This window comes from Leclercia sp. UBA5958, assembly GCF_002430365.1.
Taxonomy (GTDB): domain Bacteria; phylum Pseudomonadota; class Gammaproteobacteria; order Enterobacterales; family Enterobacteriaceae; genus Enterobacter; species Enterobacter pneumoniae.
Genome location: NZ_DJCE01000005.1, coordinates 103,229 through 124,718, shown reverse-complemented (window position 1 = coordinate 124,718; position 21,490 = coordinate 103,229). Strand labels below are relative to the sequence as shown.

Annotated in this window: 21 protein-coding genes; 19 read left to right on the top strand and 2 right to left on the bottom strand. The window is 56.8% G+C overall.

Features of this window, described 5'->3' with window-relative positions:
* Positions 1-4 precede the first annotated feature (4 nt).
* From ftsY to livJ, 6 genes are all read left to right on the top strand, one after another.
* Positions 5-1,516 (top strand): signal recognition particle-docking protein FtsY, encoded by a 1,512-nt coding sequence (ftsY, locus tag B2Q93_RS08010; RefSeq protein WP_040078228.1) that lies wholly within the window; start codon positions 5-7, stop codon positions 1,514-1,516.
* A gap of 2 nt (positions 1,517-1,518) precedes the next feature.
* Entirely contained in the window at positions 1,519-2,184 is a 666-nt protein-coding gene (ftsE, locus tag B2Q93_RS08005) for a cell division ATP-binding protein FtsE (protein ID WP_040078229.1), read from the top strand.
* Positions 2,177-3,232 (top strand): permease-like cell division protein FtsX, encoded by a 1,056-nt coding sequence (gene ftsX / locus B2Q93_RS08000; RefSeq protein WP_040078231.1) that lies wholly within the window; start codon positions 2,177-2,179, stop codon positions 3,230-3,232. The genes ftsE and ftsX overlap by 8 nt, the downstream gene beginning before the upstream one ends.
* A gap of 255 nt (positions 3,233-3,487) precedes the next feature.
* Positions 3,488-4,345, top strand: coding sequence for an RNA polymerase sigma factor RpoH (gene rpoH, locus B2Q93_RS07995; protein WP_040078232.1), 858 nt, complete (start codon positions 3,488-3,490; stop codon positions 4,343-4,345).
* A gap of 258 nt (positions 4,346-4,603) precedes the next feature.
* Positions 4,604-5,869: a 4-aminobutyrate--2-oxoglutarate transaminase gene (locus B2Q93_RS07990; RefSeq protein ID WP_046886790.1), complete on the top strand. Its 1,266-nt coding sequence runs from the start codon at positions 4,604-4,606 to the stop codon at positions 5,867-5,869.
* Between the two features lie 229 nt (positions 5,870-6,098).
* Complete coding sequence (gene livJ, locus B2Q93_RS07985) at positions 6,099-7,199, top strand: branched chain amino acid ABC transporter substrate-binding protein LivJ (protein WP_072039552.1); 1,101 nt, start codon at positions 6,099-6,101, stop codon at positions 7,197-7,199.
* A gap of 230 nt (positions 7,200-7,429) precedes the next feature.
* Here the strand turns inward: livJ and panM are convergent, their stop codons facing one another.
* Positions 7,430-7,813, bottom strand: a complete 384-nt coding sequence (gene panM, locus B2Q93_RS07980) for an aspartate 1-decarboxylase autocleavage activator PanM (protein ID WP_040078652.1) — start codon at positions 7,811-7,813, stop codon at positions 7,430-7,432.
* A gap of 423 nt (positions 7,814-8,236) precedes the next feature.
* Between panM and livK the strand changes: the two genes are divergently transcribed.
* The 12 genes from livK to ugpQ all read left to right on the top strand — a co-directional run bounded on the left by livK (position 8,237) and on the right by ugpQ (position 19,203).
* Positions 8,237-9,346 carry a high-affinity branched-chain amino acid ABC transporter substrate-binding protein LivK gene (livK, locus tag B2Q93_RS07975; protein ID WP_040078235.1) on the top strand — a complete coding sequence of 370 codons (1,110 nt, stop codon included), beginning with the start codon at positions 8,237-8,239 and terminating at the stop codon, positions 9,344-9,346.
* A gap of 46 nt (positions 9,347-9,392) precedes the next feature.
* A complete protein-coding gene (gene livH / locus B2Q93_RS07970) occupies positions 9,393-10,319 on the top strand; it encodes a high-affinity branched-chain amino acid ABC transporter permease LivH (protein WP_046886789.1) in 927 nt (308 codons plus the stop codon).
* Complete coding sequence (locus B2Q93_RS07965; RefSeq protein ID WP_046886788.1) at positions 10,316-11,593, top strand: high-affinity branched-chain amino acid ABC transporter permease LivM; 1,278 nt, start codon at positions 10,316-10,318, stop codon at positions 11,591-11,593. Before livH ends, B2Q93_RS07965 begins: the two co-directional genes overlap by 4 nt.
* Positions 11,590-12,357: a high-affinity branched-chain amino acid ABC transporter ATP-binding protein LivG gene (gene livG, locus B2Q93_RS07960; protein WP_046886787.1), complete on the top strand. Its 768-nt coding sequence runs from the start codon at positions 11,590-11,592 to the stop codon at positions 12,355-12,357. The genes B2Q93_RS07965 and livG overlap by 4 nt, the downstream gene beginning before the upstream one ends.
* 1 nt (position 12,358) lies before the next feature.
* The gene (livF, locus tag B2Q93_RS07955; RefSeq protein ID WP_046886786.1) at positions 12,359-13,072 is read left to right on the top strand and encodes a high-affinity branched-chain amino acid ABC transporter ATP-binding protein LivF; all 714 of its coding nucleotides are present in this window, start codon (positions 12,359-12,361) and stop codon (positions 13,070-13,072) included.
* An 86-nt stretch (positions 13,073-13,158) separates the two neighbouring features.
* On the top strand, positions 13,159-13,380 hold the full coding sequence (locus B2Q93_RS07950) for a type II toxin-antitoxin system Phd/YefM family antitoxin (protein ID WP_040078241.1): 222 nt from the start codon (positions 13,159-13,161) through the stop codon (positions 13,378-13,380).
* Entirely contained in the window at positions 13,377-13,745 is a 369-nt protein-coding gene (locus B2Q93_RS07945) for a type II toxin-antitoxin system death-on-curing family toxin (protein ID WP_040078242.1), read from the top strand. The genes B2Q93_RS07950 and B2Q93_RS07945 overlap by 4 nt, the downstream gene beginning before the upstream one ends.
* A gap of 483 nt (positions 13,746-14,228) precedes the next feature.
* Entirely contained in the window at positions 14,229-15,545 is a 1,317-nt protein-coding gene (gene ugpB / locus B2Q93_RS07940) for a sn-glycerol-3-phosphate ABC transporter substrate-binding protein UgpB (protein ID WP_040078243.1), read from the top strand.
* A 116-nt stretch (positions 15,546-15,661) separates the two neighbouring features.
* Entirely contained in the window at positions 15,662-16,549 is an 888-nt protein-coding gene (gene ugpA, locus B2Q93_RS07935) for a sn-glycerol-3-phosphate ABC transporter permease UgpA (RefSeq protein ID WP_286932461.1), read from the top strand.
* Positions 16,546-17,391, top strand: a complete 846-nt coding sequence (gene ugpE, locus B2Q93_RS07930; RefSeq protein ID WP_046886785.1) for a sn-glycerol-3-phosphate ABC transporter permease UgpE — start codon at positions 16,546-16,548, stop codon at positions 17,389-17,391. Before ugpA ends, ugpE begins: the two co-directional genes overlap by 4 nt.
* Position 17,392: 1 nt before the next feature.
* Positions 17,393-18,463, top strand: coding sequence for a sn-glycerol-3-phosphate import ATP-binding protein UgpC (locus tag B2Q93_RS07925; RefSeq protein ID WP_040078246.1), 1,071 nt, complete (start codon positions 17,393-17,395; stop codon positions 18,461-18,463).
* On the top strand, positions 18,460-19,203 hold the full coding sequence (ugpQ, locus tag B2Q93_RS07920; RefSeq protein ID WP_286932459.1) for a glycerophosphodiester phosphodiesterase: 744 nt from the start codon (positions 18,460-18,462) through the stop codon (positions 19,201-19,203). Before B2Q93_RS07925 ends, ugpQ begins: the two co-directional genes overlap by 4 nt.
* Here ugpQ and B2Q93_RS07915 read toward each other — a convergent pair.
* Positions 19,190-19,567, bottom strand: a complete 378-nt coding sequence (locus B2Q93_RS07915) for a DUF2756 family protein (protein WP_286932457.1) — start codon at positions 19,565-19,567, stop codon at positions 19,190-19,192. The two genes, ugpQ and B2Q93_RS07915, sit on opposite strands and share 14 nt — an antisense overlap.
* Positions 19,568-19,689: 122 nt before the next feature.
* Between B2Q93_RS07915 and ggt the strand changes: the two genes are divergently transcribed.
* A complete protein-coding gene (ggt, locus tag B2Q93_RS07910) occupies positions 19,690-21,435 on the top strand; it encodes a gamma-glutamyltransferase (protein ID WP_286932456.1) in 1,746 nt (581 codons plus the stop codon).
* The last annotated feature ends 55 nt before the right edge of the window (positions 21,436-21,490 follow it).

Sequence of the window (21,490 nt, the reverse complement as noted above, 5' to 3'; positions counted from 1 at the left end):
GCAAATGGCAAAAGAGAAAAAACGTGGCTTCTTTTCCTGGCTGGGCTTTGGGCAGAAAGAGCAGGAAACCGAACAGCAGGTTGAAGAGCAGCAGGCTGTTGACGCGCAGCCCGAGCCTGAAACGCCAGTAGAAGCGATTGCTGAACCCGCAGCGGAAGAGCACGCTCATTCGAAAGAAGAGACAGAGGCCTTTGCCGAAGAGGTTGTCGAGGTCACGGAGCAGGTACAGGAGAGCGAAAAACCGCAGCCGGTTGAGCCTGAGCCTCTCCCTGACGTTGAGCCTGTCGAACAACCAGAGCCGGTAACCGAGAAGAAGGTTGAGCCAACCCCGCAGGCGGTTATCGAACACGAAGCGCTGCCGCTGCCGGAAGAGGTGAAAGCCGAAGCGGTCTCAGCCGAAGAGTGGCAGGCCGAAGCGGAAACTGTCGAGATTGTCGACGCGGTGGAAGAGGAAGCAGAACGCGAACCGGAACTCACCGACGAAGAGCTGGAAGCCCAGGCGCTGGCAGCCGAGGCCGCTGAAGAAGCGGTCATGGTCGTGCCAGTGGAAGCGCAGCCAGAAGATGAGGCCGTGCAGGAGCAAGAAAAACCGACGAAAGAGGGGTTCTTCGCCCGTCTGAAGCGCAGCTTGCTTAAAACTAAAGAAAACCTCGGTTCCGGATTTATCAGCCTGTTCCGCGGCAAAAAAATCGACGATGATCTGTTTGAAGAGCTGGAAGAACAGCTGCTGATTGCTGACGTCGGTGTTGAGACCACGCGAAAAATCATCGCCAGTCTCACCGAAGGCGCAAACCGCAAACAGCTGCGCGATGCTGAAGCGCTGTACGGTCTGCTGAAAGACGAGATGGGTGAAATCCTCGCAAAAGTTGACGAACCGCTTAATATTGAAGGCAAAATGCCCTTTGTTATTCTGATGGTTGGCGTTAACGGCGTAGGGAAAACCACCACCATCGGTAAGCTGGCGCGTCAGTTCGAGCAGCAGGGCAAATCGGTGATGCTGGCGGCGGGCGATACCTTCCGTGCGGCCGCGGTTGAGCAGCTGCAGGTGTGGGGCCAGCGCAACAACATTCCGGTCATTGCTCAGCATACCGGCGCAGACTCCGCCTCCGTGATCTTCGACGCCATCCAGGCCGCGAAGGCGCGTAACGTGGATGTGCTGATTGCCGATACCGCCGGGCGCTTGCAGAACAAATCGCACCTGATGGAAGAGCTGAAGAAGATTGTTCGCGTCATGAAGAAGCTGGATGAAGACGCACCGCATGAAATTATGCTGACCATTGACGCCAGCACCGGACAGAACGCCATTAGTCAGGCGAAATTGTTCCATGAAGCGGTAGGGTTGACCGGTATTACGCTGACAAAACTGGACGGCACCGCAAAAGGCGGGGTAATTTTCTCCGTGGCAGATCAGTTCGGTATTCCTATCCGCTACATTGGTGTTGGCGAACGTATCGAGGATTTGCGTCCGTTTAAATCGGACGACTTTATTGAGGCACTATTTGCCCGAGAGGATTAACAATGATTCGCTTTGAACACGTCAGCAAGGCCTATCTCGGTGGGAGACAAGCGCTGCAGGGAGTTACCTTCCACCTGCAGCCGGGCGAGATGGCATTCCTGACCGGCCATTCCGGCGCGGGGAAAAGTACCCTGCTCAAGCTGATCTGTGGGATCGAACGGCCAAGCGCCGGGAAAATCTGGTTTAGCGGCCACGATATTAGCCGTCTGAAAAACCGTGAAGTGCCGTTTCTGCGTCGTCAGATCGGCATGATTTTCCAGGATCACCATCTGCTGATGGATCGCACCGTTTTCGATAACGTGGCGATCCCGCTGATTATTGCCGGGGCCAGCTATGATGATATCCGTCGTCGCGTCTCTGCGGCGCTGGACAAGGTTGGGCTGCTGGACAAAGCGAAGAACTTTCCGATTCAGCTTTCCGGCGGTGAGCAGCAGCGCGTGGGCATCGCCCGGGCGGTGGTGAACAAACCTGCCGTTCTGCTGGCGGATGAACCGACCGGAAACCTGGACGAAGCCCTCTCCGAAGGGATTTTGCGTCTGTTTGAGGAGTTTAACCGCGTTGGGGTGACGGTATTGATGGCGACGCACGATTTGGGCCTTATCTCCCGTCGTTCGTACCGCATGCTGACGCTCAGCGACGGGCACCTGCACGGAGGCCTTGGTGAATAAGCGCGACGCAATCAACCAGATCCGCCAGTTTGGCAGCAAATTCGACCGTTTCCGCAAACCGCATAGCGGAGGTGACGGCAATCGCAATCAACCGAGACGTGCGAAAGCCGCCCCGAAACCAAACTCGCGAAAAACTAACGTCTTTAACGAGCAGGTCCGCTACGCCTTCCAGGGCGCACTGCAGGATCTGAAGAGCAAGCCGCTGGCGACCTTCCTCACGGTGATGGTGATTGCCATCTCCCTGACGCTGCCCAGCGTCTGCTACATGGTCTACAAAAACGTAAACCAGGCGGCGTCGCAGTATTACCCATCGCCGCAAATCACCGTCTACCTTGATAAAGCGCTCGACGACAACGCTGCGGCGCAGGTTGTGGGGCAGATCCAGGCCGAGCAGGGGGTAGAGAAGGTTAACTACCTTTCGCGTGAAGAAGCGCTGGGGGAGTTCCGTAACTGGTCTGGCTTTGGCGGCGCGCTGGATATGCTGGAAGAGAACCCGTTACCCGCCGTGGCGGTGGTGATCCCGAAAATCGATTTCCAGGGCACGGATTCGTTGAACACGCTGCGTGACCGGGTTTCTCGCATTAACGGTATCGATGAAGTGCGCATGGACGATAGCTGGTTCGCGCGCCTGGCGGCGCTTACCGGGCTGGTGGGGCGCGTGGCGGCGATGATTGGCGTGCTAATGGTCGCGGCGGTGTTCCTCGTCATTGGTAACAGCGTCCGTCTGAGCATCTTTGCCCGTCGCGATACCATCAACGTGCAAAAGCTGATCGGCGCAACGGATGGCTTTATCCTGCGTCCATTCCTCTACGGCGGGGCGTTGCTCGGTTTTACCGGCGCATTTCTTTCACTGATATTGTCAGAAATTTTGGTGATGCGGCTCTCTTCTGCCGTTACTGAAGTGGCGCAGGTTTTCGGAACTAAGTTTGATATCAGTGGGTTAGGGTTCGATGAGTGCCTGTTATTACTGCTGGTTTGCTCAATGATTGGGTGGGTCGCAGCCTGGCTTGCTACCGTCCAACATTTACGTCGCTTTACTCCGGAATAATAAAAGCGTGATATAATCTTTCCCTGCACCGAGTTGTCGCTCTGCAGGGAAAGAGCTCCCTGTTGTCTCTTCCCCGCAGTATCATCTCCATGTCACAATTTGTGCGTAATTTATTCACCGTTGCACCTGGAACTTGTGGATAAAATCACTGTCTGATACAAGAGTGGATGCTATTCTCGTTGCTCAAACGCTTTGGCATGGTTATTGCCTGATGGGGATAACCTGGACCAGAAGAGATCATATTGAGAGGAATGAATGACCAAAGAAATGCAAACTTTAGCTTTAGCCCCTGTTGGTAACCTGGAGTCTTATATCCGGGCTGCGAACACCTGGCCGATGTTAACGGCCGAGGAAGAAAAGGAGCTTGCTGAAAAGCTGCATTACCAGGGCGATCTGGAAGCAGCTAAGACGCTGATCCTGTCTCACCTGCGCTTTGTTGTTCACGTTGCTCGTAATTACTCGGGCTACGGCCTGCCGCAGGCGGACTTGATTCAGGAAGGTAACATTGGCCTGATGAAGGCTGTACGTCGCTTTAACCCGGAAGTGGGTGTGCGACTGGTCTCCTTCGCCGTGCACTGGATCAAAGCGGAAATTCACGAATACGTACTGCGTAACTGGCGTATCGTGAAGGTCGCCACGACGAAAGCGCAACGCAAACTCTTCTTTAACCTGCGTAAAACCAAGCAGCGTCTGGGCTGGTTTAATCAGGATGAAGTGGAAATGGTGGCGCGCGAGCTGGGTGTAACCAGTAAAGACGTGCGTGAGATGGAATCCCGTATGGCCGCCCAGGACATGACCTTTGACATGTCTTCCGACGACGATGCGTCCGACAGCCAGCCGATGGCACCGGTTCTGTATCTACAGGATAAAACCTCTAACTTTGCTGACGGCATTGAAGAGGACAACTGGGAAGATCAGGCCGCCAACAAGCTGAGCTTTGCGATGGAAGGCCTCGACGAGCGTAGCCAGGATATTATCCGTGCCCGCTGGCTGGATGAAGACAACAAGTCCACCCTGCAGGAGCTGGCCGATCGCTACGGCGTCTCCGCTGAACGTGTGCGTCAGCTTGAAAAGAACGCCATGAAAAAACTTCGCGCCGCTATTGAAGCGTAATTTCCGCGAAGTCCCCGTTTAGCCGAAATAGGTCAGGCTGCAGGAAGGCGGCAAATGAGTGAATCCCGATGAGCTTACATGAGTAAGTGATTCGGGTGAACGAGAGCAGCCAACGTACCTGCGGCTTGAAATATGAAGGATAAAAGCCCCTGGATGTGAATCCGGGGGTTCTGTTTTTTTAACGCCCGCTCTGGCGAAATTTTACCCCCTGGCAAACACTTACTGATGCGCTACGCATGCGATCCTCAGGGGGATAAGGTGAACAACAAAGAACTGAATGACCGGCGCTTGCAGGCAACGCCGCGCGGCATTGGGGTGATGTGTAACTTCTATGCCGATAAAGCCGAAAACGCCACGGTGTGGGACGTGGAAGGCAACGAATACATCGACTTCGCCGCCGGGATCGCGGTGCTGAACACTGGCCATCGTCATCCAAAAGTCATCGCCGCCATCGAAAAACAGCTTCACGCCTTTACGCATACCGCCTACCAGATTATCCCGTACGAAGGCTATGTCGCCCTCGCAGAGCGCATTAATGCCCGCGTGCCGATCGACGGGCCGGCCAAAACGGCCTTCTTCTCAACCGGCGCAGAAGCGGTTGAAAATGCGGTGAAGATCGCCCGCGCCTGGACCCGTCGTCCAGGCCTTATCACCTTTGGCGGTGCCTTCCATGGCCGCACCTTTATGACCATGGCCCTCACGGGCAAAGTGGCACCCTATAAACTGGGATTCGGTCCTTTCCCCGGCTCGGTCTACCATGCGCAATTTCCCAACGAACTGCACGGGGTAAGCACCGCTGAGGCGCTGCAAAGCGTGGAACGCCTGTTTAAAACCGACATCGCCCCGGATCAGGTGGCAGCCATCATCATTGAACCGGTGCAGGGCGAAGGCGGGTTCAACGTGGCCCCCGAAGATTTTATGCTGGGGCTGCGCGCCATCTGCGATAACCACGGCATTTTGCTGATTGCCGATGAAGTCCAAACGGGCTTTGCCCGTACCGGCAAACTCTTCTCAATGGAACATCACCGCGTGAAGGCGGATCTCATCACCATGGCGAAAAGCCTGGCGGGCGGGATGCCGCTCTCGGCGGTCTCGGGGCGCGCAGAGGTGATGGACGCCCCCGCGCCCGGTGGGCTGGGCGGCACCTATGCGGGTAATCCGCTGGCGATTGCTGCAGCCCATGCGGTGCTGGACGTGATCGATGAAGAGGATCTCTGCGCACGTGCGGCGCATCTCGGCCATCATCTGGTGGAAGTGCTGAACAACGCCAAAGAGAGTTGCCCTTATATCGCTGATATCCGTGCTCAGGGCTCAATGGTGGCGGTGGAGTTCAACGACCCGCAAACCGGACAGCCCTCGCCGGAATTTACGCGGCAGGTCCAGGAGCGCGCCCTGAAAGAGGGGCTACTGCTGCTAAGTTGCGGCGTGTATGGCAACGTGATTCGTTTCCTCTATCCGCTTACCCTTCCCGAAGCTCAGTTCCGTAAAGCGCTGGATATTATTTCTGCGGCGCTGACACGTTAAAGCCTTTTACCCGGCAGAAAAAACTGCCGGGTTTATCATATATTCATTTCAAATTAGCTATTCCATATCCATGAAAATGGGGTATGTTTTAGCAGAGTATGCTGCTTTGGCGCCGGCAGCATACCAAAATATAACTATCATATGCTTTTCTTATGCCGATAAGAAAAATAATGTGCCGCACAACAACATCACAACAATTGCAAAAACCATAACAATGGGGATTCTCAGGATGAACATGAAGGGTAAAGCGTTACTGGCAGGATGTATCGCGCTGGCATTCAGCACCATGGCCCAGGCAGATATCAAAGTGGCGGTTGTGGGCGCCATGTCCGGCCCGGTAGCACAGTACGGCGATCAGGAGTTTACGGGCGCAGAGCAGGCGGTTGCAGACATTAATGCCAAAGGCGGCATCAAAGGCGAAAAACTGCAGATCGTAAAATATGATGACGCCTGTGACCCGAAACAAGCGGTCGCGGTAGCGAACAAAGTGGTAAACGATGGGATTAAATACGTTATCGGCCACCTGTGCTCCTCATCCACGCAGCCTGCGTCTGATATCTACGAAGACGAAGGCATTCTGATGATTACCCCGGCAGCTACCGCACCGGAGCTGACTTCACGTGGTTACAAACTGACCCTGCGTACCACCGGTCTGGACTCCGACCAGGGGCCAACCGCGGCGAAATACATTCTGGAAAAAGTGAAGCCACAGCGTATCGCTATCGTTCACGACAAACAGCAGTACGGTGAAGGCCTGGCGCGCGCGGTGCAGGATAACCTGAAAAAAGCCAACGCCAATGTGGTCTTCTTTGACGGTATTACCGCCGGTGAGAAAGACTTCTCTACGCTGGTGGCGCGTCTGAAGAAAGAGAATATCGATTTCGTCTACTACGGTGGTTATCACCCGGAGATGGGCCAGATCCTGCGTCAGGCACGCGCTGCCGGTCTGAAAACCCAGTTTATGGGTCCGGAAGGGGTTGCGAACGTCTCCCTGTCTAACATTGCGGGTGAGTCTGCCGAAGGTCTTCTGGTGACCAAGCCGAAGAACTACGACCAGGTGCCTGCGAACAAACCGATCGTAGATGCGATCAAGGCGAAGAAACAGGATCCAAGCGGCGCGTTCGTCTGGACTACCTACGCGGCGCTGCAGTCTCTGCAGGCGGGTCTGAACCAGTCCGCCGATCCGGCTGAGATTGCCACCTGGCTGAAAGCGAACTCTGTTGAAACCGTGATGGGGCCGCTGTCATGGGATGAGAAGGGCGACCTGAAGGGCTTCGAGTTCGGCGTGTTTGACTGGCATGCTAACGGTACGGCGACCGACGCTAAGTAAGACTGGTGCGGTTTGATGCCCTCACCCTAACCCTCTCCCACGGGGAGAGGGGACTGTTCGGTGGAGTTTGATGCCCTTACCCTAACCCTCTCCCATGGGGAGAGGGAACTGTTCGGTGGGGGCTTTTTTCCCGCTCGCTGAGAGGGAGTGCCGGAACCGCCTTTCTCCCTCTCCCTGTGGGAGAGGGCCGGGGTGAGGGCATCAGGCCGCACATACCTAACCGCAAAAATCTAGCGCTTCTCCCACCCATTGGTCTGCGCCGTAAACCCTAAAGCCTGCATAAATGCCGCCATCACGCCGCGGTCCTCCACACCGACATCCGCCATCCACCATGACGTCACGCTCGGGTTATCGCGGATCACCTCTTCAATCAAATACTGCCCCACGCCACGACGGCGGGTCACGTCACGCACGCGCAGCGAGTCCAGCGCGCCCTGCGTACCGCTCAGGGTCACGCGAACGGCGGCCAGCAGACGTTCGTTAAAACGGGCAGCGTAAATACGATGGGTGTCATCAACGTTCAGAGAAGAGGGGGAGTATTCCGGCCAGATTTTGCCCAGGTCGATATGATCCTGGTCGCTAAAGGTCACCAGACGAATGATAGTCAGTTTCATTAGCAGCATGTCCACATTTAAAAAGTAGGGGCAGTGTACTCAATTTATATCCTGACCGGCGTCCTCTTTTTTAATCCATTATCCAGGTGATTACTTTTTTAGCAGTCGCATGGGTAGGGATAAAACGCAGGGATCGAAAAATAAGCAGAATATTACCCTGTAAGGCAGCGTTTTATTCCGCGCTTTGTACCGTTATTTTATGCTGCAAACTCCACTTTTATTTGTTTATCTCCGACTGATTTCAGAATATTATCTTTGCTTAATCGCCTGAAAAATAGAGATTTTAGTCTGGTTTTTGCCAAAAAACTGCGCTAAACCATTAAAGGCACTGGTAAAAATAGCGTTGTTCATTAAAAGTACAGAATGCTTTTTAACCATAATAAAACAAAATATAAACATCACGTCACGAATGGGGATTCACAGATGAAAAGGAACGCGAAAGCATTAATCGCGGGGATGGTTGCACTGGCAATTTCGCAGGCAGCGATAGCGGAAGAGATTAAAGTTGCCGTGGTAGGCGCGCTGTCCGGTCCTGTTGCCCAGTGGGGTGATATGGAGTTTAACGGCGCGCGTCAGGCTATCCAGGATATCAACGCTAAAGGCGGTATCAAAGGCGACAAACTGGTTGCCGTCGAATATGACGATGCCTGCGACCCTAAACAGGCCGTCGCCGTAGCCAACAAAGTGGTTAACGATGGTATCCAGTACGTGATTGGTCACCTCTGCTCCTCTTCAACTCAGCCGGCGTCTGATATCTACGAAGATGAAGGCATTCTGATGATCACCCCGGGCGCCACCAACCCGGAGCTGACCCAGCGTGGCTATGAGCACATTATGCGTACCGCCGGGCTCGACTCCTCTCAGGGGCCGACCGCCGCCAAATACATTCTCGAGACCGTTAAGCCAAAGCGCATCGCCATCATTCACGATAAGCAGCAGTATGGCGAAGGGCTGGCGCGCTCCGTGCAGGACGGCCTGAAAAAAGGCAATGCGAACGTGGTCTTCTTCGATGGCATTACCGCCGGTGAGAAAGACTTCTCCGCGCTGATTGCCCGCCTGCAGAAAGAGAACATCGACTTCGTCTATTACGGCGGCTACTACCCGGAAATGGGTCAGATGCTGCGCCAGGCGCGCGCTACCGGCCTGAAAACCCAGTTTATGGGGCCAGAGGGGGTGGGCAACGCCTCCCTCTCTAACATCGCGGGCGATGCGGGCGAAGGCATGCTGGTCACGATGCCAAAACGCTATGACCAGGATCCGGCAAACAAAGCTATCGTGGATGCGCTCAAGGCGCAGAAAAAAGATCCAAGTGGTCCGTATGTCTGGATCACCTATGCCGCCGTGCAGTCTCTGGCCACGGCGCTGGAGCGTACCGGCAGCAAAGAGCCGCTGGATCTGGTGAAAGATTTAAAAGCACACGGGGCGAACACCGTGATTGGGCCGCTGAACTGGGATGAGAAAGGCGATCTGAAGGGATTTGAGTTTGGTGTCTTTAAGTGGCACGCCGATGGTTCGTCTTCGGCCGCCAAATAATTATCCCACCGCCCGGCTCTCCGGGCGGGTATAAAAAGGTTTGCATATGTCCGAGCAGTTTCTCTATTTCCTGCAGCAGATGTTTAACGGCGTCACGCTGGGAAGCACCTACGCGCTGATCGCTATCGGCTACACCATGGTTTACGGCATTATCGGCATGATCAACTTCGCCCACGGCGAGGTGTACATGATTGGTAGTTACGTCTCCTTTATGATCATCGCCGCGCTAATGATGATGGGCATCGACAGCAGCTGGCTGCTGGTCGCCACCGGGTTTGTCGGCGCGATTGTGATCGCCAGCGCCTACGGCTGGAGCATCGAGCGCGTCGCCTACCGGCCGGTGCGCAGCTCCAAACGCCTGATTGCGCTGATCTCCGCCATCGGGATGTCCATTTTCCTGCAAAACTACGTCAGCCTGACCGAAGGTTCGCGCGATGTGGCGCTGCCAAGCCTGTTCAACGGCCAGTGGATTGTGGGGGCCAGCGAGAACTTCTCTGCCTCTATCACCACCATGCAGCTGGTGATCTGGATCGTGACCTTCCTGGCGATGCTCGCCCTGACTATTTTTATCCGCTACTCCCGCATGGGACGCGCCTGCCGCGCCTGCGCGGAAGATTTGAAAATGGCGAGCCTGCTTGGGATTAACACCGACCGCGTGATCGCCCTGACCTTCGTGATCGGCGCGGCGATGGCTGCCGTGGCAGGTGTCCTGCTCGGCCAGTTCTACGGCGTAATCAACCCTTACATCGGCTTTATGGCCGGGATGAAGGCCTTCACCGCAGCGGTACTGGGCGGTATCGGCAGTATCCCGGGCGCGATGATTGGCGGCCTGATCCTCGGCGTGGCGGAAGCGCTCTCTTCGGCGTACCTGAGTACAGAATATAAAGACGTGGTGTCGTTCGCCCTGCTGATTCTGGTGCTGCTGGTGATGCCTACCGGTATTCTGGGCCGTCCGGAGGTAGAGAAAGTATGAAACCGATGCATTTCGCGATGGCGCTGCTCTCTGCCGCCATGTTCTTCGTGCTGGCGGGCGTCTTTATGGGCGTCCAGCTGGAGCTGAGTGGTACCAAACTGGTCGTGGATTCCGCGGCTGACATTCGCTGGCAGTGGGTATTTATCGGCACGGCGGTGGTCTTCTTCTTCCAGCTGCTGCGCCCGATTTTCCAGAAGACGTTGAAAAACGTCTCAGGGCCGAAATTCGTGCTGCCGGCAATCGACGGCTCGACCGTTAAGCAGAAGCTGTTCCTCGTGGCGCTGCTGGTGGCCGCGGTAGCGTGGCCGTTCGTGGTCTCTCGTGGCACGGTGGATATCGCCACCCTGACCATGATTTACGTAATCCTCGGTCTCGGTCTGAACGTGGTGGTGGGCCTGTCGGGCCTGCTGGTGCTGGGCTACGGCGGTTTCTACGCCATCGGCGCCTACACCTTTGCGCTGCTGAACCACTATTACGGCCTCGGCTTCTGGACCTGTCTGCCGCTGGCGGGGCTGGTCTCGGCTGCTGCGGGCTTCCTGCTTGGCTTCCCGGTCTTGCGCCTGCGCGGCGACTATCTGGCGATTGTGACCTTAGGCTTCGGTGAAATCGTCCGTATCCTGCTGCTCAACAACACCGAAGTGACCGGCGGCCCGAACGGCATTAGCCAGATCCCGAAACCGACCTTCTTCGGCCTGGAGTTCAGCCGCACCGCCCGCGAAGGCGGCTGGGACACCTTCAGCAACTTTTTTGGCATTAAGTACGATCCGTCCGACCGTGTGATTTGGCTCTATCTGGTGGCACTGCTGCTGGTGGTCATCACGCTATTCGTGATTAACCGTCTGCTGCGCATGCCGCTGGGCCGCGCGTGGGAAGCGCTGCGTGAAGATGAGATCGCCTGTCGCTCGCTGGGTCTGAACCCGACCCGCATCAAGCTGACCGCGTTCACCATCAGCGCCGCGTTTGCCGGCTTTGCCGGAACGCTGTTTGCCGCGCGTCAGGGCTTCGTCAGCCCGGAATCCTTCACCTTTGCCGAATCTGCCTTTGTGCTGGCGATTGTGGTGCTGGGCGGGATGGGATCGCAGTTCGCCGTTATTCTTGCAGCCGTCCTGCTGGTGGTCTCCCGCGAGCTGATGCGCGACTTTAACGAATACAGCATGCTGATGCTGGGTGGTTTGATGGTGCTGATGATGATCTGGCGTCCGCAGGGCTTGCTGCCGATGACCCGTCCGCAGTTGAAGCTTAAGCGTGCGGAAGCGAAAGGAGAGCAGGCATGAGTCAGCCATTATTATCCGTTAACGGTCTGATGATGCGTTTTGGCGGCCTGCTGGCCGTCAACAATGTGAATCTGGATCTGCATAAGAAAGAGATCGTCTCCCTGATTGGCCCGAACGGCGCAGGAAAGACCACGGTCTTTAACTGCCTGACCGGCTTCTATAAGCCGACGGGCGGCACCATCATGCTGCGCGAGCAGCACCTGGAAGGGCTGCCGGGCCAGCAGATTGCCCGCATGGGCGTAGTGCGTACCTTCCAGCACGTGCGCCTGTTCCGTGAAATGACGGTGATTGAAAACCTGCTGGTGGCGCAACATCAGCAGCTTAAAACCGGCCTCTTCTCCGGCCTGCTGAAAACCCCGGCCTTCCGCCGCGCGCAGGAAGAAGCGCTCGACCGCGCCGCTACCTGGCTGGATCGTATCGGTCTGCTGCAACACGCTAACCGCCAGGCGAGTAACCTGGCCTACGGGGATCAGCGTCGTCTGGAGATTGTCCGCTGCATGGTGACCCAGCCGGAAATTCTGATGCTCGACGAACCGGCCGCTGGCCTCAACCCGAAAGAGACCAAAGAGCTGGACGAGCTGATTGCTGAGCTGCGCGATCATCACGACACCACCATCCTGCTTATCGAACACGATATGAAGCTGGTGATGGGCATTTCTGACCGTATCTACGTGGTAAATCAGGGCACACCGCTGGCCAACGGCACGCCGGAAGAGATCCGCAACAACCCGGACGTGATCCGCGCATACCTGGGTGAGGCATAAGATGGAAAAAGCGATGTTAACGTTCGACAAGGTCAATGCGCACTACGGTAAGATCCAGGCGCTGCACGATGTCAGCCTGCACATTAATCAGGGCGAAATCGTCACCCTGATTGGGGCCAACGGCGCGGGTAAAACCACGCTGCTCGGCACCCTGTGCGGCGACCCGCGTGCCAGCAGCGGGCAGATTGTGTTCGACGGCAAAGAGATCACCGACTGGCAGACCGCCAAAATCATGCGCGAAGCGGTGGCGATTGTTCCGGAAGGGCGCCGCGTCTTCTCGCGCATGACGGTGGAAGAGAACCTGGCGATGGGCGGTTTCTTCGCCCACCGCGACCAGTTTCAGACCCGCATCAAATGGGTATACGAACTCTTCCCCCGTCTGTGGGAGCGTCGCGTGCAGCGTGCCGGCACCATGTCCGGTGGCGAACAGCAGATGCTGGCGATTGGTCGCGCGCTGATGAGCCAGCCGCGTTTGCTGTTGCTTGACGAACCCTCGCTCGGCCTTGCGCCGATCATTATCCAGCAGATTTTCGACACCATCGAACAGCTGCGCAAAGAGGGGATGACCATCTTCCTCGTCGAGCAGAACGCCAACCAGGCGCTGAAGCTCGCCGACCGCGGCTACGTGCTGGAGAACGGTCGCGTGGTGCTGTCCGATACCGGCGACGCGCTGCTGGCGAACGAAGCCGTGCGGAGTGCGTATTTGGGCGGTTGAGAGATTCATCTTTTAAAAAGGAGCCATCTGGCTCCTTTTTTGTACGCCTTACCTGTACAATAAACCTGTACTTAAAAGGAGGCTCTATGCGTACAATGAACTATAGCGAAGCCCGGCAGAATCTTGCCTCCGCGCTCGAGTCCGCGGCAGCAGGAACGCCAGTCACTATTTCACGTCGTGGTCATAAGTCTGCGGTGATCATCAGTATGGAAGAGTTTGAGCGCTATCAGACGGCAAAGCTCGACGCAGAGTTTGACGCCATCATGGGTATTCATGGCAGCGAAATCAGGGAGCTGGCTGATAAATGACGCTGCAATTTATCTCAGCGGAAGAGATAGTGCTGTTTCACGACAAGCTGCTTAGCGTGACGCCGGGCGTTGCGGGAATGCCGGATCCAGGCCGGGCGGAAGCCCTGCTGTATCGCGTGCTGAATAAGTACGAATACGAAGGCGTTACCGATGTCTGGATGCTGGCGGCGATGCACCTGCTGGCTATCTCTCGCGGTCACATCTTCAATGACGGCAATAAGCGAACGGCTTTGTTTATTACCCTGCTGTTTCTCAAACGTAATGGTATTTCGTTAAAGGCCAATCCCGATTATGTGGATATGACCGTTGAGGCAGCGGCAGGGCGTTTGACGCTTGACGAGGTTGTCCAGCGTCTACGTTGTTAGCCCGAAGCCTTCTCTTCGCGTGGGTAAGTACCAGACCAAGGTAAAAGCAAAAAGGCAACGTACGTTGCCTTTTTTAGTGTTTGCTCCCTCACCCCGTGGGAGAGGGCCGGGGTGAGGGCATCAGACCGCACAAGGCTAAAGCAAAAAGGTAACGCACGTTGCCTTTTTTAGTGTTTGCTCCCTCTCCCCGTGGGAGAGGGCTGGGGTGAGGGCACCAGACCGCACAAGGCAAAAGCAAAAAGGCAACGCACGTTGCCTTTTTTAGTGCTTGCTCCCTCTCCCCGTGGGAGAGGGCTGGGGTGAGGGCACCAGACCGCAACGAATCCAACCCCCAACCCCTTCACACAACCATCATCCCCCTGACGTCTTGTTGTAACCTATCTGTAAACAAACAGTTATTTTTCTGTCATTCGAGCATGTCATGTTACCTCGCGAGCACAAAACGCGTGATATCGCGCATCCGGCACAATAAGAGAGATGACAATGACATCGTTACGACACACAGCTTTGGGTCTGGCAATCGGTCTGGCTTTTGCGACGAACGCAATGGCTGTCACTACCATTCCATTCTGGCATTCCATGGAAGGGGAGTTGGGTAAAGAAGTAGACTCCCTGGCGCAGCGTTTCAATGACACCCACCCGGATTACAAAATTGTGCCGGTGTACAAAGGTAACTACGAGCAGAGCCTGAGCGCGGGCATCGCCGCCTTCCGTACCGGCAACGCACCTGCCCTGCTGCAGGTGTATGAAGTGGGCACCGCCACCATGATGGCCTCGAAAGCCATCAAACCGGTCTACGAAGTGTTTAAAGACGCGGGCATCAACTTCGACGAATCCCAGTTCGTGCCGACGGTTTCCGGTTACTACACCGATTCCAAAACCGGCCACCTGCTGTCTCAGCCGTTCAACAGCTCTACCCCGGTGCTGTACTACAACAAAGACGCCTTTAAGAAAGCCGGTTTAGACCCGGAGCAGCCGCCAAAAACCTGGCAGGATCTCGCCGAGTACACTGCGAAGCTGAAAGCCGCAGGGATGAAGTGCGGCTACGCCAGCGGCTGGCAGGGCTGGATCCAGATTGAAAACTTCAGCGCCTGGCACGGCCTGCCGGTGGCGACCAAAAACAACGGCTTCGACGGCACCGACGCAGTGCTGGAGTTCAACAAGCCAGAGCAGGTAAAACACATCGCGCTGCTTGCCGATCTGAACAAGAAGGGTGACTTCAGCTACTTCGGCCGTAAAGACGAATCCACCGAGAAGTTCTACAGCGGTGACTGCGCTATCACTACCGCCTCCTCCGGCTCGCTGGCGGACATCCGTCACTACGCCAAATTCAACTACGGCGTGGGCATGATGCCTTACGACGCCGACGTGAAGGGCGCGCCGCAGAACGCCATCATCGGCGGGGCGAGCCTGTGGGTCATGCAGGGTAAAGATAACGGCACCTACAAGGGCGTGGCCGAGTTCCTCGACTTCCTGGCGAAGCCAGAAAATGCGGCCGAATGGCACCAGAAGACCGGCTACCTGCCGATCACCAAAGCCGCCTACGACCTGACCCGCGAGCAGGGCTTCTATGAGAAGAACCCGGGGGCGGATATCGCCACGCGTCAGATGCTGAACAAGCCGCCGTTGCCGTTCACTAAAGGTCTGCGTCTGGGCAACATGCCGCAGATCCGTACCATCGTGGATGAAGAGCTGGAAAGCGTCTGGACCGGGAAGAAAACGCCACAGCAGGCGCTGGATTCTGCGGTAGAGCGCGGGAACCAGCTGCTGCGCCGCTTTGAACAGTCGACGAAATCGTAATTAAAACTCATCCCCTCACCCCGACCCTCTCCCCAAAGGGGAGAGGGTGTCATCGTCCCCTCTCCCCTTTGGGGAGAGGGTTAGGGTGAGGGGTGAAAAACTACCTGAGCTAAACTATGTCCTCATCCCGTCCGGTGTTCCGCTCCCGCTGGCTACCCTATCTGCTGGTCGCGCCGCAGCTGGTTATCACCGTTATCTTTTTTATCTGGCCTGCGGGCGAAGCGCTCTGGTACTCGGTACAAAGCGTCGATCCGTTCGGGCTCTCCAGTCAGTTTGTTGGCCTGGATAATTTCGCTGCCCTCTGGCACGACAGCTATTACCTCGACGCATTCTGGACGACGATGAAATTCAGCGCGCTGGTTACCGTCAGCGGCCTGCTCGTCTCGCTGTTTTTCGCCGCGCTGGTGGATTATGTGGTGCGCGGCAGCCGCCTCTATCAAACCCTGATGCTGCTCCCCTACGCCGTGGCGCCTGCCGTGGCCGCCGTGCTGTGGATCTTCCTGTTTAATCCCGGGCGCGGGCTGATTACCCACTTCCTGGCAGAGCTCGGCTATGACTGGAACCATGCGCAGAACAGCGGTCAGGCGATGTTCCTGGTGGTCTTCGCCTCGGTATGGAAGCAGATCAGCTACAACTTCCTGTTCTTCTTCGCCGCGCTGCAATCTATTCCGCGATCGCTGGTAGAGGCCGCCGCCATTGATGGTGCAGGCCCGATACGCCGCTTCTTTCGTCTTGCCCTGCCGCTAATCGCGCCGGTGAGTTTCTTCCTGCTGGTGGTCAATCTGGTCTACGCCTTCTTCGACACCTTCCCGGTGATCGACGCCGCCACCGCAGGCGGCCCGGTACAGGCCACCACCACCCTGATTTATAAGATCTATCGCGAAGGCTTCGCCGGCCTGGATCTCTCGGCGTCCGCCGCCCAGTCCGTCGTGCTCATGTTCCTCGTCATCCTCCTGACGGTGGTGCAGTTCCGCTATGTTGAAAGTAAGGTGCGCTACCAATGATTGAGAACCGTCGTGGGCTGACGATTTTCAGCCATACCATGTTGATTCTGGGGATCGTCGTTATTCTTTTCCCGCTGTATGTGGCCTTTGTGGCCGCCACGCTGGACACCAAAGCGGTGTTTGATACGCCAATGACGCTGATCCCCGGCACGCATCTGCTAGAAAACATGAGGACCATCTGGACCCAGGGCGTGGGCGCCAACAGCGCGCCGTTCTGGCTGATGATGCTCAACAGCTTCATCATGGCGTTTGGCATTACGGTGGGCAAAATCACCGTCTCGATGCTCTCGGCCTTCGCCATCGTCTGGTTCCGCTTTCCGCTGCGTAACCTCTTCTTCTGGATGATTTTCATCACCCTGATGCTACCGGTAGAAGTGCGTATCTTCCCGACGGTGGAGGTGATCGCTAACCTCGGCATGCTCGACAGCTACGCGGGCTTAACCCTGCCGCTGATGGCCTCGGCCACCGCCACCTTCCTGTTCCGTCAGTTCTTTATGACCCTGCCGGACGAGCTGATTGAAGCGGCGCGTATCGACGGTGCCTCGCCGATGCGCTTTTTCCGCGACATCGTGCTACCGCTCTCACGCACCAACCTCGCGGCGCTGTTTGTGATCACCTTTATCTACGGCTGGAACCAGTACCTGTGGCCGCTGTTGATTATTCAGGACGTCAACCTCGGCACGGCCGTGGCAGGCATCAAAGGCATGATCGCCACCGGCGAAGGCACCACCCTCTGGAACCAGGTGATGGCGGCGATGCTGCTCACCCTTATCCCACCCGTCGTCATAGTTTTAGCCATGCAGCGTGCATTTGTCCGCGGCCTGGTCGATAGCGAGAAATAACATGGCAGGTTTAAAACTTCAGGCAGTAACCAAAAGCTGGGATGGCAAAACCCAGGTCATTCAGCCGCTCACGCTCGACGTAGCGGACGGCGAGTTTATCGTCATGGTCGGCCCGTCCGGCTGCGGCAAATCGACGCTGCTACGGATGGTGGCTGGGCTGGAGCGCGTGACCTCCGGAGATATCTGGATTGACCGCCAGCGCGTCACCGAGATGGAGCCAAAAGATCGCGGCATTGCGATGGTGTTTCAGAACTACGCCCTCTATCCGCACATGAGCGTGGAAGAGAACATGGCCTGGGGGCTGAAAATCCGCGGCATGGGCAAAGGCCATATTGAGGAGCGCGTTAAAGAGGCGGCGCGCATTCTGGAGCTGGACGGCCTGCTAAAGCGTCGCCCGCGTGAACTCTCCGGCGGCCAGCGTCAGCGCGTAGCGATGGGGCGCGCCATCGTGCGCGATCCGGCGGTGTTCCTGTTCGATGAGCCCCTCTCTAACCTTGACGCCAAGCTGCGTGTGCAGATGCGTCTCGAGCTACAGCAGCTGCATCGCCGCCTGAAAACTACCTCGTTATATGTGACCCACGATCAGGTGGAGGCCATGACCCTCGCCCAGCGGGTCATGGTAATGAACAAAGGGATTGCCGAGCAGATTGGCACGCCGGTGGAAGTGTACGAGAAGCCGGCCACCCGCTTTGTGGCGAGCTTTATCGGCAGCCCGGCGATGAACCTGCTGGAAGGGCGTATCAGCAGCGCGGGCACCCACTTTGAACTGGAAAGCGGGATGGCATTGCCCATCAACTGGTACTATCGTGGTTACGCCGGGCGTAAAATGACGCTCGGTATCCGCCCGGAACATATCGGTTTAACCTCTCAGGCGGACGGGGGCGTGCCGCTGGTGATGGACACGCTCGAGATGCTGGGGGCAGACAACCTGGCGCACGGACGGTGGGGCGAGCAAAAGCTGGTGGTGCGTCTGGCCCATCAGGAACGCCCTAAAGCAGGCAGCACGCTATGGCTGCACCTGCCGGAAAATCACCTGCATCTCTTTGATGGTGAAACAGGACAACGACTATGAGTAACTGGCCTTATCCCCACATCGTCGCCCACCGTGGCGGCGGTAAACTGGCTCCGGAAAACACCCTGGCGGCTATCGACACCGGCGCGCGTTTCGGCCATACGATGATCGAGTTCGATGCCAAGCTGTCGAAAGATGGCGAAATCTTCTTGCTGCACGACGACAATCTGGAGCGCACCAGCAACGGCTGGGGCGTGGCGGGGGAGTTGCCGTGGCGTGACCTGCTGAAAGTGGATGCCGGAAGCTGGTACAGCGGTGAATTCAAAGGCGAACCGCTGCCGCTGTTAGCGGAGGTGGCGGACCGTTGTCGTCAACACGGGATGATGGCCAATATTGAGATCAAACCCACGACTGGCACCGGGCCGCTCACGGGAAAAGTGATTGCCCTCGCCGCACGTCAACTGTGGGAAGGGATGACCGCACCGCTGCTATCGTCGTTTGATATTGACGCGCTCGAGGCGGCCCAGGCCGCCGTTCCGGAACTGCCGCGCGGAGTGCTGCTGGATGAATGGCGTGAAGACTGGCGCGAGTTAACGACCCGCCTGCAATGCGTGTCGATTCACTTAAACCACAAGCTGCTGGATGAAGTACGGGTCAAGGCGTTGAAAGAGGCGGGGCTGCATATCCTGGTGTATACCGTCAACAAACCCCAGCGTGCAGCCGAGCTGCTGCGCTGGGGAGTGGATTGCATCTGCACCGATGCCATTGACCAGATAGGCCCGAACTTTACGGCTGGTTAAGCAGGGTGCCATTCTGCTGCTGCGGCAACATATGCTGTTGCTGCATGCCGCTCTGACTGGTGGTGCTGTTGAGCATGCCGCCGCTGGTGTTGGGTAACGCCTGCACACCCGGCTGGCTTTGCTGGATCCTCTGCGTATTGTTATTCATCTGCGTTTGCAGCTGCTGTTGCTGGATGCGCGTCTGCGTCTGCAACTGCTGATTCAGCATCCCTTTCTGTTGCTGCTGTTGGTTCATCATCTGGGTCTGCATCCGTTGCTGGCTCGGATTCTGATAACCCGGCTGATTAGGGTTATTCAGCGTATTAATCGGCTGTGCCAGCACGGCAAAAGGCAATAACGTCGTCAGTAAAAGAAGTCGTTTCATTGTGATTTCCCCCTTCTGAGGTCTCCTCTAAGTTTACCTCTATTCCGTCACTACGATGATTTTTTAGGAGTTGTGAACCAGGCTTAAACGGGAATATGGGTCCCTTCACCTGGAGAACAACAATGATAAAACCAACGTTTTTACGCTGGGTAGCCATTGCTGCCCTGATGGCAGGCGGCACCTTTAGCGTGGCAGCCAATCCCCCCGCGGCACCTCCCGTCTCTTACGGCGTAGAGGAGGATGTCTTCCATCCGGTGCGCGCGAAGCAGGGGATGGTCGCCTCGGTAGACGCGCTGGCAACGCAGGTGGGGGTCGATATCCTGAAGCAGGGCGGTAACGCCGTGGATGCGGCCGTCGCCGTAGGCTATGCGCTGGCGGTGACCCACCCGCAGGCGGGGAATCTGGGGGGCGGCGGCTTTATGATGCTGCGCACCAAAGACGGGAAAACGACCGCCATCGACTTCCGTGAAATGGCGCCATCTCAGGCCACACGAGACATGTTCCTGGACGATCAGGGCAATCCGGACAGTAAAAAGTCGCTCACTTCACACCTTGCTACCGGCACGCCAGGCACCGTCGCGGGCTTTTCGCTGGCGCTGGAAAAATATGGCACCTTGCCGCTAAACAAAGTGGTACAGCCTGCCATTAAGCTCGCGCGTGATGGCTTTGTGGTGAATGACGCCCTGGCGGACGATCTCAAAACCTATGGCAGCGAAGTGATTCCGAATCATGAAAACAGCAAGGCCATTTTCTGGAAAGAGGGCGAGCCGCTGAAAAAGGGCGACAAGCTGGTGCAGACGAATCTCGCTAAAAGTCTGGAGTTGATTGCGGAAAACGGCCCGGACGCCTTCTATAAAGGGGCCATTGCCGACCAGATTGCCGACGAGATGCAGAAGCATAACGGGCTTATCACCAAAGCGGATTTAGCGGAGTACAAAGCCGTTGAGCGCGAGCCGGTCAGCGGCGATTATCGCGGCTATCAGGTGTTCTCAATGCCGCCGCCTTCGTCCGGGGGGATCCATATCGTGCAGATCCTCAACATTCTCGAAAGTTTCGACATGCACAAATTTGGCTTCGGCAGCGCGGATGCGATGCAGGTAATGGCCGAGGCGGAGAAATACGCCTACGCTGACCGTTCGGAATATCTCGGCGACCCCGATTTTGTGAAGGTGCCGTGGCAGGCGCTAACCAGTAAAGCCTATGCCAAATCCATTGCGGAGCAGATCGATATCAATAAGGCTAAACCTTCGAGCCAGATCCGTCCTGGCAAGCTCGCCCCTTATGAAAGTAACCAGACCACCCATTTCTCGGTGGTGGATAAAGAGGGCAATGCGGTGGCGGTGACCTACACGCTCAATACCACCTTCGGCACCGGGATCGTAGCGGGCAACAGCGGTGTTCTGCTGAATAACGAGATGGATGACTTCTCGGCCAAACCGGGCGTGCCGAACGTCTATGGTCTGGTGGGCGGTGATGCGAATGCGGTGGGGCCGAAGAAACGCCCGCTCTCCTCTATGTCACCGACGATCATGGTAAAAGACGGTAAGACCTGGCTGGTGACCGGCAGCCCTGGCGGCAGCCGCATTATTACCACCGTGCTGCAGATGGTGGTTAACAGTATCGATTTCGGGATGAACGTCGCCGAAGCGACCAACGCCCCGCGTTTCCATCACCAGTGGCTACCGGACGAGCTGCGCGTGGAGAAGGGCTTTAGCCCGGATACCCTGAAACTGCTGGAGCAGCGCGGGCAGAAAGTGGTGGTGAAAGAAGCGATGGGTAGCACTCAGAGCATCATGGTCGGGCCGGACGGCGAGTTGTATGGGGCATCGGATCCGCGTTCGGTGGATGATTTGACGGCAGGGTATTGATGTTTTCCCCTCACCCTAACCCTCTCCCTAAGGGAGAGGGGATTGCCCGGTGCGG

Coding starts and splice junctions, on each gene's coding strand:
- ugpE (WP_046886785.1), top strand. CDS start 16,546: ATGATTGAGAACCGTCGTGGGCTGACGATTTTCAGCCATACCATGTTG.
- ggt (WP_286932456.1), top strand. CDS start 19,690: ATGATAAAACCAACGTTTTTACGCTGGGTAGCCATTGCTGCCCTGATG.
- ugpA (WP_286932461.1), top strand. CDS start 15,662: ATGTCCTCATCCCGTCCGGTGTTCCGCTCCCGCTGGCTACCCTATCTG.
- rpoH (WP_040078232.1), top strand. CDS start 3,488: ATGACCAAAGAAATGCAAACTTTAGCTTTAGCCCCTGTTGGTAACCTG.
- ugpQ (WP_286932459.1), top strand. CDS start 18,460: ATGAGTAACTGGCCTTATCCCCACATCGTCGCCCACCGTGGCGGCGGT.
- panM (WP_040078652.1), bottom strand. CDS start 7,813: ATGAAACTGACTATCATTCGTCTGGTGACCTTTAGCGACCAGGATCAT.
- ftsE (WP_040078229.1), top strand. CDS start 1,519: ATGATTCGCTTTGAACACGTCAGCAAGGCCTATCTCGGTGGGAGACAA.
- livG (WP_046886787.1), top strand. CDS start 11,590: ATGAGTCAGCCATTATTATCCGTTAACGGTCTGATGATGCGTTTTGGC.
- ftsY (WP_040078228.1), top strand. CDS start 5: ATGGCAAAAGAGAAAAAACGTGGCTTCTTTTCCTGGCTGGGCTTTGGG.
- livJ (WP_072039552.1), top strand. CDS start 6,099: ATGAACATGAAGGGTAAAGCGTTACTGGCAGGATGTATCGCGCTGGCA.
- B2Q93_RS07950 (WP_040078241.1), top strand. CDS start 13,159: ATGCGTACAATGAACTATAGCGAAGCCCGGCAGAATCTTGCCTCCGCG.
- ugpB (WP_040078243.1), top strand. CDS start 14,229: ATGACATCGTTACGACACACAGCTTTGGGTCTGGCAATCGGTCTGGCT.
- livF (WP_046886786.1), top strand. CDS start 12,359: ATGGAAAAAGCGATGTTAACGTTCGACAAGGTCAATGCGCACTACGGT.
- livK (WP_040078235.1), top strand. CDS start 8,237: ATGAAAAGGAACGCGAAAGCATTAATCGCGGGGATGGTTGCACTGGCA.
- livH (WP_046886789.1), top strand. CDS start 9,393: ATGTCCGAGCAGTTTCTCTATTTCCTGCAGCAGATGTTTAACGGCGTC.
- B2Q93_RS07945 (WP_040078242.1), top strand. CDS start 13,377: ATGACGCTGCAATTTATCTCAGCGGAAGAGATAGTGCTGTTTCACGAC.
- B2Q93_RS07965 (WP_046886788.1), top strand. CDS start 10,316: ATGAAACCGATGCATTTCGCGATGGCGCTGCTCTCTGCCGCCATGTTC.
- B2Q93_RS07915 (WP_286932457.1), bottom strand. CDS start 19,567: ATGAAACGACTTCTTTTACTGACGACGTTATTGCCTTTTGCCGTGCTG.
- B2Q93_RS07925 (WP_040078246.1), top strand. CDS start 17,393: ATGGCAGGTTTAAAACTTCAGGCAGTAACCAAAAGCTGGGATGGCAAA.